This window comes from Cryobacterium sp. BB736, from assembly GCF_014980265.1.
Taxonomy (GTDB): domain Bacteria; phylum Actinomycetota; class Actinomycetes; order Actinomycetales; family Microbacteriaceae; genus Terrimesophilobacter.
Window position 1 is genome coordinate 1,273,246 of sequence record NZ_JABXWQ010000001.1, and the last position, 13,869, is coordinate 1,287,114.

At 65.6% G+C, this 13,869-nt stretch carries 13 protein-coding genes; 10 read left to right on the top strand and 3 right to left on the bottom strand.

Annotated elements, in window-relative coordinates:
* Positions 1–94 precede the first annotated feature (94 nt).
* Positions 95–775 carry a GntR family transcriptional regulator gene (locus IRG63_RS06220; protein WP_168626316.1) on the bottom strand — a complete coding sequence of 227 codons (681 nt, stop codon included), beginning with the start codon at positions 773–775 and terminating at the stop codon, positions 95–97.
* 368 nt (positions 776–1,143) lie between these two features.
* Between IRG63_RS06220 and IRG63_RS06225 the strand changes: the two genes are divergently transcribed.
* The 6 genes from IRG63_RS06225 to IRG63_RS06250 are packed head-to-tail and all read left to right on the top strand — an operon-like array spanning position 1,144 to position 6,960.
* Complete coding sequence (locus tag IRG63_RS06225; RefSeq protein ID WP_168626317.1) at positions 1,144–2,394, top strand: amino acid ABC transporter substrate-binding protein; 1,251 nt, start codon at positions 1,144–1,146, stop codon at positions 2,392–2,394.
* 32 nt (positions 2,395–2,426) lie between these two features.
* Positions 2,427–3,167 carry an ABC transporter ATP-binding protein gene (locus IRG63_RS06230; protein ID WP_168626318.1) on the top strand — a complete coding sequence of 247 codons (741 nt, stop codon included), beginning with the start codon at positions 2,427–2,429 and terminating at the stop codon, positions 3,165–3,167.
* Positions 3,164–3,916: an ABC transporter ATP-binding protein gene (locus IRG63_RS06235; RefSeq protein ID WP_193509510.1), complete on the top strand. Its 753-nt coding sequence runs from the start codon at positions 3,164–3,166 to the stop codon at positions 3,914–3,916. Before IRG63_RS06230 ends, IRG63_RS06235 begins: the two co-directional genes overlap by 4 nt.
* A 13-nt stretch (positions 3,917–3,929) precedes the next feature.
* Positions 3,930–4,802, top strand: a complete 873-nt coding sequence (locus IRG63_RS06240; protein WP_168626320.1) for a branched-chain amino acid ABC transporter permease — start codon at positions 3,930–3,932, stop codon at positions 4,800–4,802.
* Positions 4,802–5,866: a branched-chain amino acid ABC transporter permease gene (locus IRG63_RS06245; RefSeq protein ID WP_168626321.1), complete on the top strand. Its 1,065-nt coding sequence runs from the start codon at positions 4,802–4,804 to the stop codon at positions 5,864–5,866. Before IRG63_RS06240 ends, IRG63_RS06245 begins: the two co-directional genes overlap by 1 nt.
* Positions 5,867–5,877: 11 nt before the next feature.
* Positions 5,878–6,960, top strand: a complete 1,083-nt coding sequence (locus tag IRG63_RS06250; protein WP_193509511.1) for a LacI family DNA-binding transcriptional regulator — start codon at positions 5,878–5,880, stop codon at positions 6,958–6,960.
* Positions 6,961–6,967: 7 nt separating this feature from the next.
* On the opposite strand, the gene IRG63_RS06255 is transcribed toward IRG63_RS06250, so the two are convergent.
* On the bottom strand, positions 6,968–8,026 hold the full coding sequence (locus IRG63_RS06255; protein ID WP_227411734.1) for a zinc-binding dehydrogenase: 1,059 nt from the start codon (positions 8,024–8,026) through the stop codon (positions 6,968–6,970).
* A 70-nt stretch (positions 8,027–8,096) separates the two neighbouring features.
* Positions 8,097–9,542, bottom strand: coding sequence for an amidohydrolase family protein (locus IRG63_RS06260; protein ID WP_168626323.1), 1,446 nt, complete (start codon positions 9,540–9,542; stop codon positions 8,097–8,099).
* Positions 9,543–9,674: 132 nt separating this feature from the next.
* Between IRG63_RS06260 and IRG63_RS06265 the strand changes: the two genes are divergently transcribed.
* The 4 genes from IRG63_RS06265 to IRG63_RS06280 all read left to right on the top strand — a co-directional run bounded on the left by IRG63_RS06265 (position 9,675) and on the right by IRG63_RS06280 (position 13,862).
* Positions 9,675–10,694, top strand: coding sequence for a LacI family DNA-binding transcriptional regulator (locus tag IRG63_RS06265; protein ID WP_168626324.1), 1,020 nt, complete (start codon positions 9,675–9,677; stop codon positions 10,692–10,694).
* A 127-nt stretch (positions 10,695–10,821) separates the two neighbouring features.
* Positions 10,822–11,715, top strand: a complete 894-nt coding sequence (locus tag IRG63_RS06270) for a cupin domain-containing protein (RefSeq protein WP_193509512.1) — start codon at positions 10,822–10,824, stop codon at positions 11,713–11,715.
* Positions 11,712–12,416, top strand: coding sequence for an SDR family NAD(P)-dependent oxidoreductase (locus IRG63_RS06275; RefSeq protein WP_168626326.1), 705 nt, complete (start codon positions 11,712–11,714; stop codon positions 12,414–12,416). Before IRG63_RS06270 ends, IRG63_RS06275 begins: the two co-directional genes overlap by 4 nt.
* A 57-nt stretch (positions 12,417–12,473) precedes the next feature.
* Positions 12,474–13,862, top strand: coding sequence for a Xaa-Pro peptidase family protein (locus tag IRG63_RS06280; protein ID WP_168626327.1), 1,389 nt, complete (start codon positions 12,474–12,476; stop codon positions 13,860–13,862).
* The last annotated feature ends 7 nt before the right edge of the window (positions 13,863–13,869 follow it).

Sequence of the window (13,869 nt, forward strand, 5' to 3'; positions counted from 1 at the left end):
GTCCTCTAGGGTCAAATGGCTAGCCGATCCAAGCCGATCGGTGAGTTGATACTAGGAACGAAATTCGATCAACGCAAATAATTTCGAAATTAGTTTAGTCGTTCTCGATGAAGTCGGCCTCGAGCAGCAGCTCGGTCGTCAGGGCGATGTGACGTTCCAGGGCACGGGTCGCGGCCTCCGCATCGCGCGCGAGCGCTGCATTGGTAATGGCCCGGTGCTCGCCAACGATGTCCCGGGTGGACCCGTGTCCGCCGAGAGGAACCGACCACCGTCGGTACAGTTCGGCGGCGTCGCGCAGTTGACTGGCGATCTCGACAAGGAACGGGTTGCCGCAGCCGGAGAGCAGGATGCGGTGGAACTCCGCGTGCAGCCGGGCCCACTCCTCGCTCAGTCGCTGTGGATCGTCGGGATCGACGAGCGGACACGAGGCCAGTCTGTGGTGGGCGGCGAGCAGCTCGGCCTCCCAGTCCACGTCTCCTTCGGCCACGGCGTGGCCCAGGGTGAGCGACTCGATTTCAACGCGCGCGCTCGTGAGGTGGATCAGGCGGGTTCGCGAGATCGGCGTGACGATGAAGCCCTGCTGGGGCGCCGAGTGCACCAGGTCCTGCTCGAGCAGGCGACTGAGCGCCTCGCGGACGACGCCGACGCTCGAGCCGTATCGCTCGCAAAGTTCGACGAATCTCAACTTGGAGCCAGGCAACAGCCGACCCGCGAGGATGTCGCTGCGCAACTTGGCGTAGACCTCTTCTTGGCGCGTCTTGAAGGCTTCTGACAACGGTGTCTCCGATCAACAAGGACCAACTTGGATTCTGCCACGAAATAATGCAAGATATTCGAAACTTGCGGCCTGAGCCACCCATTCGGCCGGGAGGGGCCGCTGTGAAGGCGTCCACGGCAGTGACACTGAACACGAGGAACCCTGCTGTTCAGTCTCACTTGACACATTCATCAGCTACATGAAACGATGCCTGCAATCGAATGCACGGCCGGATGCCCATTAGGGCCTTGGGACGCGCATCCGGTCGGGATGAGAACGTTCTCAACCTGCTAGGCAACCGCGTGCTCGAGATCTCGGACGCGCCGGTGGCCTGCGATCACCCATGAACACATCGCGCACCGCGCGATGAACAAAGGAGTTCACAGATGAATTCGAAGTCCCTTTTCGGCAAGGGGAGGAAGAGTCGGGTGTTCGCGCCCGTTGCTGCTGCCGCAGCGCTCATCCTCGGCCTCGCCGGCTGTGCCACGGATGGCGGCGAGTCGGCCGAGAACACCGACGAGCCGATCGTCATCGGCGGCACGCTCGGGCTGACCGGTATCTACTCCGGTCCGTCGGCCGCGTACGAGGTCACCTACAAGTACTGGGCAGACGAGGTCAACGCCGCGGGCGGAATCCTCGGACGCCAGGTGGAGCTGAAGATCTACGACGACGAGTCGAACCCCACCACCGCCCAGCAGCTCTACCAGCAGCTCATCAACGAGGACGAGGTCGACATCCTCCTCGCCCCGTACACCACCGCTGTGGGCGGTGCGATCGTTCCCATCGCTGAGCGCGCGGGCAAGCTCGTCGTCAACGCCGGTTTCGTCGCGAAGGAACTCCACGGCAAGGCTGACCTGATGGTGAGCACCTGGCCGTACCAGGAGAGCGAGTACCCCCGTCCGCTGTTCGAGTGGATCGACACGCTCCCCGAGGACCAGAAGCCGAAGTCGCTCGCGGTCGTCAGTGCCCAGAACCCGTTCACTCTCGTCGCGCGCTCTGGCGTTAACGGCGAAGGCGGCGTGCTGAACTACGCGAAGGACCGTGGCATCGAGGTCGTGGTCGACGAAGAGTACGACCAGACCGCTACCGACCTGAGCAGCCTCATCTCGCGCGTCAAGCAGTCCAACGCGGACATGTTCATCGCGCTGAGCCTGCCCAACGACGCGGCGCTCATCGCAAACACGGTGCTTCAGGCCGACTACCGCCCGGACATCTACTGCCAGTGCGGTTCGCAGGTCACCACGCTGCCCAACTGGCCGGACACCGGCGAGGCCGGCGTCAACGTGTTCGCAACGACCACGTCGTGGCCGACCCTTCCCTACAACGGTCTGAAGGAATTCTCCGACTACATCCTCAGCGAGCTGTCCGTGCCCGTCCTGCCGGCGTACGCTTCAGCAGGCTACGCCGCCGGGCAGGTCATCCAGCAGGCCGTGGAGGCCACCGGGTCGCTCGACTCGGAGGTGCTGCGCGAGTACATCGGCAAGAACACCTTCGACACCGCGGTCGGCAAGATCAGCTACAACGAAGACGGCACCGTCGCCTTCAGCGCGCTGCTGCTCCAGTACCAGAAGGGTGGCAACGCCCTGGTGTGGCCGGAGAACGTGTCCACCGGCGACGCGGTAATGCCGCTTCGCTGAGTAATCGATAGCTAGAGAGGAGGTTGGGCGAAGTGACGAATGTGATCGAGACGGAAACGCTCACCAAGAGTTTCGGTGGCATGACCGCAGTAAGCGGCACGTCGTTCAGCGTGGAGCCCGGGACAATCGTCGGCCTGATCGGGCCGAACGGATCGGGAAAGACCACGACGCTCAACCTCCTCAATGGCGCTATCGCCCCTGACCAGGGAACGATTCGCGTTCAGGGCGAGAACCTCGCGGGCAAGTCGAGCACCGCCTTCGTGAAGGCCGGTGTCACTCGCACCTTCCAGAACCCGCGGGTGTTCTCTACCGTGACCGCGATGGAGAACCTGCTTGTGCCGGTGCTGCACACCCGAGGCGGGAAGGCCGGCTTCACCAAGAAGGCGGAGGAACTCCTGGAAACGGTCGGACTGCTTGGCCACCGGGATACGCCGGCGAGCGAGCTGTCCGGTGGACAGCAGAAGCTGCTCGAGTTCGTGCGCGCGCTCATGACGGACCCGCACATCGTCCTGATGGACGAACCATTCGCCGGCGTTCACCCGAGTGTCAAGGAAGTCATGCGCGAAGCGATTGTCGAGCGCAACAAGGCCGGCACCGCCTTCATGATCGTCAGTCATGAGATCCCGGACCTGACACGACTGTGCTCCCGGATCATCTGCATGTCGGACGGCCAGGTCATCGCCGAAGGCACCCCAGGCGAGGTCACATCGCACCCCCTGGTCATCGAGGCCTATCTGGGCCAAGGTCCGGCAAGTCGAGGAGAGCGCGGATGAACACAGAAGCCACGGCGGTCTCGGTGACCGCTCCCGAGCTGGCCCTCAACGACATCACGGCTGGCTACTTCGCGAACGACATCGTGCTCGAGAGCGTCAGCATGACGGTTCGCCCCGGTAACGTCACGGTCGTCCTGGGGCCGAACGGATCCGGCAAGTCCACATCACTGCGGGCGATGTCCGGCTTCCTCCGCCCACGCACCGGCACGGTGACGCTGGACGGGCAGGACATCTCCACCACTTCGCCGGCCGATCGGCTGCGGCTCGGCATCGCGACCCTGCCGCAGGGCCGCTCGGTATTCCCCGACCTCTCGGTCGATGAGAACCTGCGACTCGGTGCATGGCAGCTGCGCAACGACAAGGGCCGCCTGAACGACGCGGTCGACGCCATGCTCGAGCGGTACCCCAAGCTGAAGCCGCTCAGGACCCGACTCGCGGGCAGCCTGAGCGGTGGTCAGGCGCGCCTCCTCGAGTTCGCGCGCACGCTCATCCTCGAACCATCGGTGCTGCTCATCGACGAGCCGTCGGTTGGACTCGCGCCGGTGCTGGTCGATGACGTCTACAACGAGCTCGAGCGCCTGAAGGGCGAGGGACGGACCATCCTGCTCGTTGACCAGAACGTGCAGGCAGCGATCGGCCTCGCCGACCAGGTCTACACGCTCGCGTACGGCAAGAACCACCTCCAGGGCGCTCGAGACAGCTTCGAGGGCCAACTCGACGACCTCATCAAGCAATGGCTCAACCTCTGAAACGGATGCCCACATGAACGAAATCGTGCAGTCCCTGATCAACGGGGCTCTGCTGGGCGGCGTGTATGGCGGACTGGCCATGGGGCTGAGCCTCCTGCTCGGCGTCTTGCGGATCGTCAACCTCGCCCACAGTGCCGTCCTCATCTTCGGTGCGCTGCTTTACTGGCAGTTCGTCAACGGCTTCGGGCTCGACCCGCTGCTGATGATCGCGCCGGTCGTGCTCATCGCCTACCTGTTCGGGCTCGGCGTGCACCGCGGGGTCACCCAATACTTGACCCGGGAGAGCGACTCCACGGTCATGCTGGCGTTCTTCGGCCTCATGATCATCCTCGAATCGATCGCCATCATGATCTGGACGACCGACACCAAGACGGTCGCGCTCGGCTACCTGTCCGGCGTCATCCGGATCGGCGACCTCAACATTCCGGTGTCGCGGGTCGTTGCGGCCGCGATCACCCTGGTCGTGCTCGTCGCGCTGCACTTCTTCCTCACGCGTACTCTCACCGGCTCAGCGATCCGCGGCATGGCGCAGAACCGGGACGTCGCAGCCATGGTCGGCATCAACGTCGAGAAGCTGTCCCGACGAGTGTTCGGAGCAGGCATCGCACTCGCTGCCTTCGGTGGCACGGTGCTCTCGCTGGTCTCATCGTTCAGCCCGCAGGAGCACACCAGGTGGCTCGCCTGGGCGTTCCTCGTCGTCATCCTCGGCGGACTCGGTTCCGCGATGCGCACGCTCGTCGCCGGCATCGCGGTCGGGATCTTCGAGACCGTCGTCGGGTTGCTGATCCCGTTCCAGTACACGTATCTCGCACTGTATGCACTCCTCGCCGTTGCTCTCCTCATCCGCAATGAGGGACTCGGCGGCATCAAGCAAAGGACCATCTGATGGCCGAAACCACTGACCTCGACAAGGACGCGAAGCGCAATTCAGACGTGGCGCTCGCGCAGGCCAAGGCGGCAAGTGCCGGGGTCCGAAAGGCGCCCTGGTGGGTCACCCCGCTGGTGGCCGTGGCGATCTTCGCGATCATCGCGCCGATGGGCGGCATCCTCGGACTCGGTGCGGTGACGACCCTCACCACGGTCCTCTACTACACCGTGATCGCGCAGGGCTGGAACCTGCTCGGCGGCTACGGCGGCTACCTCAACTTCGGTGCCGCGGTCTTCGCCGGAACCGGTGCGTACACCGCCGCGTGGCTCAACTCCGAGTTCGAGTGGACCCTGTGGCAGACGCTCATTCCGGCAGCGTTCGCCGCGGCGTTCGTCTCCCTCATTGTCGGCTTCGCAACACTGCGGCTGCGCAGCCACTACTTCGCGATCTTCACCCTGGTGCTGACCTTCCTCGCGCTCGTCGTGGTGAAGAACTGGCCGGCTCTCGGTGGCGCCATCGGGCTCTTCACCGACGTCGAGGGCGACTTCAGCTCACGCGGGCTCGCCATCCTGTTCTTCTACGTGCTGTTCGGACTGGCGATCCTCGCCACCGTCATCGCCTACTTCGTCGAGCACTCCAACTTCGGCTACGCGCTGCGAGCGATCAGCGAGGACGAGCCGGCGGCCCAGGTCCTCGGCGTGAAGACGACGTCGGTGAAGCTGCGCGCGCTGCTCATCGGTGCGGCGCTCGGTGGCCTCGCCGGCGCGGTCTACGCGTTCTTCACCGGCTACATCGAACCGGCCGGCACGTTCAGCCTGGACCTGGCTCTCGACATCGTCCTGGTCTGTGTCATCGGCGGCATGCGGTCGTGGTTGGGACCGCTGATCGGCTCGATCATCGTTGTCTTGCTCGAACAGATCCTGCGCGTCGTCGTGCCCAACCTGCACCTGTTCGGCCTGGACATCCCGGCCGAGACCAACCGTCTCGTCCTCGGTGTGCTGCTGCTGATCTTCGCACTGTTCATCCGACGCGGTGTGGTCGGACTGTTCGTGCAACGTCGCGGCCGCGTCGTGAGCGTTTAGCAAGTTGGTGAATGATGGTCGACGTGGGGGCGTCGCCGGGGCACACTAACGGCAACGGCTCGTCCCAGGCGGCGGTCACGGCAAAGGACGTCGCCCGTCTTGCGGGCGTGCACCCGTCCACCGTCAGTCGCAGTCTGGACCCGGTGCAGCTGTCCCGGATCAGTTCGGCAACGCGCGCACGCGTCGTGGCTGCGGCAGAGACGCTTGGCTACCTTCCGCACTTCGCCGCGAGCAGCCTGCGCAGACAGCGGAGCATGTCGATCGGCGTCATCACACCCAGTTACGGCAACCCCATTTACGGTGAGCTGCTCCACGGGATCAGCGTCGAACTGGAACAGCAAGGCTACGTCGGCCTCATCGTCGAGAGCCCCGACGAGTCCAGAGCCCTGCCAACCGTGCTGGCGCGGCTTCGTGCGCGTCAGGTAGACGGGATCATCTGCGCTTCGGGGAGGAGGGCCGACGCGTCCGCGCTCAGGGAACTCAGAACCGCCGGCGTGCCACTAGTTCAGGTGCTTCGCTGGGTTGACGAAATAGGCGCGCCGGTGGTCGAGTGTGACGACGAGTTGGGCGCGGCTCTGGCTGCGCGGCACCTCCAGGAGACCGGTCACCAGATGGTCCTCGAACTGCCTGGGCCGCCCGACAATATCAACTTCCGCCGCCGCTCGCAGGGCTTCGCCGCAACCCTCGCTGGGTCGCGCAGGACTCACCTTCGAAAACACGATGTCGTGGCGGAGGCGCCAAGCACCGAAGAGGGCAAGCGGATGATGCGCTCGTTGATCGACGCGGGAGCGCTCGAGGGGGTCAGTGCGGTGTTCGCACACAATGACCTCTTGGCCATCGGCGCGATCGACGCCATCGAAGAAGCTGGCCTGCACTGTCCGCGGGACGTGTCTGTGATCGGCTACAACGACAACCCGCTGACTGATCACTTGAGTCCGGCACTGACGACCATCCGGCTGCCGAGCGCCGAGATGGGTCGGCTGGCTGCCCGTCGGATGCTGCAGGAGATCAGCGGCGATTCAGACCTGCCGAGCGAGATCTCCCTGCCGCCTGAGCTGGTGGTCCGCGCCTCTACTCGGGCGCGTCCCTCATAGCGGCGCTCTACCGTCTGGGATCGATCAGGATTTTCCCCTGGACCGTTCCCGCCGCGAGCTCATCGAGCGCACTCGGCACCGCATCCAGTGACCGCACCGAGTCCAGCATTTCGCTGGCCACGTTTCCGGATGCGAGGATCTCGAGCGCATCCGGGATGTCAACCGGAGTCACCAGCGCGTTCGTCGTTTCAAGTGTGATCTCGCGCAGCACGATGGCATGCGGGTCGAACTCGAGCGGCTTTGCCGACATCCCGACGGCCAGTACGCGACCGCCGGTTCGGCAGTAGCCGAAGCAGGCGATGAGCAAGCCGGGTGCGCCACTGGCCTCGATGACAACGTCGAATCCTTCCGCTTCCGGTTCACCGCCGGTGCGAGTGTTGAGCACCTCGTCCGCGCCAAGACGCCGAGCTCGTTCGAGCTTCACGTCGTCGATGTCCGAGACCGTGATGTGCAGGTCGGGGATGATGTGACGGAGCCCCGCGACCACGAAACTGCCGATCGCCCCTGCCCCGGTCACGAGCACGCGGTCGCCCGCAACGGCTCCCGCGCGGCGTGCGGCATGCAACCCGACCGCGAGAGGCTGGGCCAGCCCTGCGGCGTCGACAGCGAGGCCATCCGGGACCGGAACCAGGTTCGCGACCGGGGAGACGACGAACTCGGCGTGACCACCGTCCACCTGCAGTCCGAGCGTGTAGAGGCGCTCGCAGACGTTGATTCGCCCCTGGCGGCAATTGCGGCACTCATGGCAGAAGATCTGCGCGCCGCTTGCCACGACCATTCCGGGCTCCAGGCCGCTGCCATCGGGAGCAGTGACAACCTCGGCCACGATCTCATGCCCGGGAATCATCGGGCCCTTGTGGTGTGAGTGCGGGTGCTCGTGCTCGAGCGGAATCATGATCGGACCGCTCGTCCACTCGGAGACGTCGGTCCCGCACAGGCCGGAGCGGAGGACGCGCAGCAGTGCCTGGTCGTCTGCGGGCGTCGGCACCGGCACGTCCTCAATCCGGATGTCCCGCTGCCCGTAGAAGACAGCCGCACGCATCGTGCTCCCGGCGGAGTTCACCATTGATTTCGCCTTTCTGACCCACGCCAATGTTCACTGACACTGTACACGGGTCGGAACTGCGGAGCGGGGGCTAGCCGCCGGTGGCGCCTCCCTCACCCTTTCGGTACTGGTAGGGGTTGCTTAGGATCTCTGCCTCTGGGATCTCCGGATGCATGCCCGCCTGCCACGCTTCGTCACCGAGTTCTCGGTGCAGATACTCGACAGTGTTCTCCAGCTTCGATCGCACCCCAGGCAGGTCACCTGCGATGAGCCTTCCGTCGAACTTCACGACCTCACCGCCGACCAACACGGTGTGCACGTCGCCGCGTCCGGCTTGGTAGACGAGGTGACCGTACGGGTTCACGATCGGGGTCATGGTGGGCGAGTAATCGTTCTTGATCAGCACGACGTCAGCGAGCTTGCCGCGTTCCAGACTGCCGACCTCGTCCAGCTTGCCGATCGCGCGCGCGCCGCCGCGCGTCGCCCAGTCGACCACTTCTTCGACCCGGATGGTGGCGTGAGTGACGGTCTCGCCGGTCTGGTGTGCGATGTAGTGCTCGAGCGCCCGGTCCGCGCCGACCGTCGTGCGCATCGCCGAGAACATGTCCGAGCTGAACCACACGCTGGTGTCGATCGACAGCGACGCGGGGATGCCGTGCTTCCGCAGCGCCGCCGCGGGCGGGTAGCCCTGCCCGCACGTCTGCTCGCTCTCGGTCGCGAGCGACACCGTGCCACCGGTGGCAGCGATCTTCTGGTACGACTCGTCGCTCAGGGTTGCCGCGTGAACGTATACGTAGCCGGGTTGCATCGCGCCGTTGTCGTACATGCGCTCGATGCCGGTGTCGTTGGTTGCGCCCCACACACCGGCGTGGGTCGTCACGGCTACCCCCAGTTCCCGTGCGGTCTGGAAGGCCGGCGCCTCGGGGAAGCCAGGGTCGCCGGGGACGTCGAACGCGATCTGCGCTCCGAACATCCTGGAGTCGTCGCGCGCCTTCTCGATGATTCGACGGACGGCGGCATCCTGAGTCCACTCCCAGGGCGCGACCGCGAGATTGCCGTACGCGAGCACAAAGCGGCCAGGCGAGCTCGCAAGCGAGTCGAAGGCAGCCTCACCGTGTTCCGGCGTGCGCAGACCATGCGACCAATCCACGCTCGTCGTGACCCCGGACTCGAGTGCGTCGAGTGCCGACACCAGATTGCCTGCAGCGACATCCTCGGGGCGGAACTTCATGCCGTGCTCGAGGTAGTACCAGACGAAGTACTGGGTCAGAGTCCAGTCGGCGCCGTACCCACGCATGGCGGTCTGCCACATGTGCCGATGGGTGTCGATCATGCCGGGCATCAGGATGCCGCCGGCCGCGTCGATCTCGTAGGCGCCGTCGGGTGCAGGCAGACCGGGGCCGACTTCGGCGATTCGGCCGTCGACGACGAGTACGTCACCGTTCGGGATGATGGTGTGTGAGGCATCCATGGTGAGGACGATGCCGTTGCGGAAGATAATGGGTTGACCCGCTTGAGGCCTAGGGCGGTCGGACATGTGCGGCTCTCCTTATAGATAGCTCGCGTGCGCTTGAGTTGCGCAAGCGATCCGCGAGCGCGCCGTCGGCGGCTCGGCCGATGTAGCACTAGCATGGCTCAACTGGGCAGGAATGGGAACGGATCCACCGCAATGACGCGACGCACCACGATCGACGATGTCGCCAGGCTCGCCGACGTGCACAAGGCGACGGTGTCGCGGGCGCTCAACCCCCGAACCGAGCATCAGATCGGTCGTGAAACGGTTGAGCGTGTGCGCGCGGCCGCCGACAAGCTGGGCTACATACCGAACGCGATGGCGCGTGGCTTGCGCACGGCGAACTCGATGACCATCGGCGTCATCCTGCCCGATCTGACCAACCCGTTGTTCCCTCCCATGGTTCGCGGCATCGAGGACTACCTCGAGCCGCGTGGTTACACCGCGCTGCTGGCAAACACTGACGACAATGAGGCCGCGGAGACCGCGGCGATCGGCTCATTGCTCGCCCGCCGTGTTGACGGGCTCATCGTCGCGTCGGGACACAGCGACTTTGCTGCATTGGCCGAGGCGCGCGACGCCGGGGTGCATGCCGTATTGCTGAACCGCGACGCCGGAGGAGTGCGCTTTCCGCTCGTGGGTGGTGACGACGCGAACGGAATCCGCGAGGCTATGGCGCACCTCACCGACCTCGGCCACCGCGAAATCGTGCACATCGCTGGACCCGAACGGCTGTCGACCAGCGTCACGCGGCGGGAAGCGTTCGAGGCAGCGTGCGCCGCGAGGCCCGATGTCATCGGCCGCATAGTCGAGGTCCCGTCGCTCACTATCGCATCCGGTTTCGAAGCGATGACCGCAATTCTGGGGGCAGGCGGAAAGCGACCGACAGCCATCGTTGCGGGCAATGACCTCATCGCGCTCGGCGTGCTGCGATCGCTCCGCGCGCACGGATTGTCCTGCCCGGACGACGCGTCAGTGGTGGGCTTCAACGACATGTTGTTCGCCGAGGACTTCACCCCGCCGCTCACAACCGTTAGGGTCCCGACACTGCAGATGGGCAGGGAGGCGGCGAGGCTGCTGCTTGACATCATCCAGAGCGGCGAGCAGCCAACCGCCGATGTGAGGCTTCCCGTTTCGCTCGTGGTGCGGGGATCGACGGCACCCGTCAGACCTTGACATTCCCGTGCAGAGACACTTTACTTTTGTAAAGTAGCACTGAACACTCGACCGGACGGAGCCGTCCGAGACCCGACCCAGTGCGAAGCCGCATGCGCATGATGCGGCGGCCAGGAAGGGGACGCGCATGGCGAGGTTTGTTGTCCGTCGCGCTGACGAAGCGCAGTACCTGTCGCCCGGCCCGCTCGCGCCGGAGGCGGTCGGGATGACCCGCTGGCGCGCTGTCGGGGAGCAGGACGGAGCCGCACACACCGACTTCGGTCTCACCCGACTGGAGCCAGGCGGGTCCACCGCTACCCACATGCACTCCTTCGAGGAGAGCTTCCACCTGATCGAGGGCGAGGTGATCCTCGCCACGCCCGAAGCGACCGTTCACCTGGTCGCGGGCGACTACGGCATCATCCCGATCGGCGTTCCCCATGCGTGGCGCGCGATCGGCGACACCGTCGCGGTCTGGTCCGACCTGTTCACCCCGCCCGCGCGAGAGCGCTACGGCTCGGACACCTACCGGGTGCCTGAGCTGCCCGTCATCGACCCGGTGCGGGTTGATGCGCGTGATCCGCGGACGCGCTCGTTTGGCAACATCACCACAGAGCACATGAACCCGGGCAAGCAGTCGCAGGAGCTCCTCGCGGTCTCCGGCAGCATGCGCACGGCACTGCTCATCTACACCGGCATCTCGCTCAAGATGATGGTCGACTCCGACCTGGGCGCGACCCTCGGCACGCTGTTCATGGTGCAGTACGAACCAGAAGGCAGGGCCGGTCCGCACGACCACCCGCTCGAGGAGGCGTATCTGATCCTCGACGGAGAGGTCGCCTCGACCTTCGACGGCGAGGAATTCCTGCTCCGGCCAGGTGACATCGCCTGGGCAGGCGTCGGCTGCGTCCACTCCTTCGCCGCGACAGGTGCCCAGGTGCGCTGGCTCGAGACGCAGGCGCCGCAGATGCCGGCCCGTCATGCCTACCGCTTCGTGCGGGATTGGGACTACCTGAAGGATCAACTGGAGGAAGAGCTGTGACCGACCGCACCATTCTCATCGTTGGGGGTTCAGCCGGAATCGGCCTCGAACTCGCGAAGGACCTGATCGCCGGCGGCGACCGGGTGATCGTCACGAGCCGAAGCCAGGACACCGCGGATGCCGTGGCATCCGAGCTAGGGGACCGCGCTACCGGCGTCACCGTCGACCTGTCTGAGCCCGAGCAGATCGCCGCGCGGCTCGCCAGCGTCGGCAAGCTCGACGGAGTGGTGCTGACCGCGATCGAGCGCGACGCCAACACCGTTCGTGACTACGACATCGACCGTGCTCGTCGGCTCATCACCCTCAAGCTCATCGGTTACACCGAAACCATTCACACGTTGCTCGACCGGCTCGAGCCGACCGTCGACACCGGCATCGTGCTGTTCGGAGGACGCGCGAAGGATGCCCCGTATCCAGGTTCGACGACCGTGTCGACCATCAACGGCGGGGTCGACGGGCTCATGAACACCCTCGCGCTCGAGCTCGCGCCCATCCGCGTCAACTCGCTCCACCCGGGCATCATCGGCGACAGCCCGTTTTGGGCAGCCAAGCCCGAGGCGGTCGCCGGCTACGAGAAGCGCACACCCGGTGGGCAGCTCGCAACGATGGCGGACATCGTCGACGCGGCCAAGTTCCTGCTGTTCAACCGCGGCGTCTCTGCGCACAGCCTCAACGTCGACCGCGGCTGGCGCATCACCTAATTGACCCGACTCAACCCAGCGTCCTCCCGGGCGCGCATCACAGGCAAGGAGAATGCGATGAGTATCGCGACACGAGGCAATATGGGCGTCGACTGGGAAGCCCGCGTCGACTTCAACCGGCTGCGCGAGGAGCGGCTCGCGAGCCTGCGCGCTGAGCTCGAGCGTTCGTCGCTCGGTGCCCTCCTGGCGTTCGATTTCGGCAACATCCGGTACGCCTCCGCCACCCACATCGGCACGTGGGCGATGGACAAACTCATCCGGTTCTGCCTGGTGACCCGCAACTCGGACCCGATCGTCTGGGACTTCGGGTCGGCCGCGAAGCACCACGACCTGTTCAACCCGTGGCTGCACGAGACGCACCTCGAGGCGGATGCCGACCCGCACGCACCGCACCACGGTGCCACCCGGCCGCGCCTGGAGTCGGGTGCGCGCGCCGGGATCTCCACGCTGCGCGGTGCTTTCCCGCCCGGGGCCGGCATAGCGGAGGAGGTCGCCCGCAAGGTCAAGCGCGAGCTCGAGAAGTTCGGTCTGCTGAACGAGCCGCTCGGCGTCGACATTGTCGAGCTGCCGATCCTGTTCGCGCTGCAGGCCGAAGGCATCCAGGTCGTCGACGGGCAGCAGGTGTTCCTCGAGGCGCGTCGCATCAAGACCGAGGACGAGATCACCCTGCTCACCACCGCGGCCTCGATGGTGGACGCCGCTTACGACCAGCTGTACGAGTTCCTACGCCCCGGCGTGCGGGAGAACGAGTGCGTCGGGCTCGTCGCCAAGGCGCTGTATGACCAGGGCTCCGAATACGTCGAGGGCGTCAACGCCATCTCGGGCGAGCGCTGCGCGCCGCACCCGCACGTGTATTCGGATCGCGCTGTGCGCCCGGGCGACCCCGCGTTCTTCGACATCCTGCACTCGTTCAACGGCTACCGGACGTGCTACTACCGCACCTTCGCGGTGGGGTCGGCGAGTCGAGCGCAGGTCGACGCGTACAAGCGCGCTCGCGAGTACATGGACGTCGCCATCGCAGCGGTCCGCCCCGGTGCGACAACCGCCGACATCGTGAGCCTGTGGCCGAAGGCCCAGGAGTTCGGGTTCCCGGATGAAGAGGCGGCGTTCGCGCTCCAATACGGCCACGGCGTCGGGCTGTCGATCTGGGAGAAGCCGATCTTCTCCCGGTTGACGTCGCTCGATCACCCGGAGCCGCTCGAAGAGGGCATGGTGTTCGCGCTCGAGACCTACTGGCCAGCAGCCGATGGCTGGGGCGCCGCACGCATCGAGGAGGAGGTCGTCGTGACCGCCGACGGATGCGAGGTCATCACCAAGTTCCCCGCCGAGGACCTGCTCGTCGCCGGTGGCGGGCGCTACTTCACGGTGAACGGGCCGCTGCCCGGTGTGCGCGACTCGCAGTCGCACCTGAACACGCCCGAGGGTCGCGGCGAGACCACCAGCTGATAAGGAA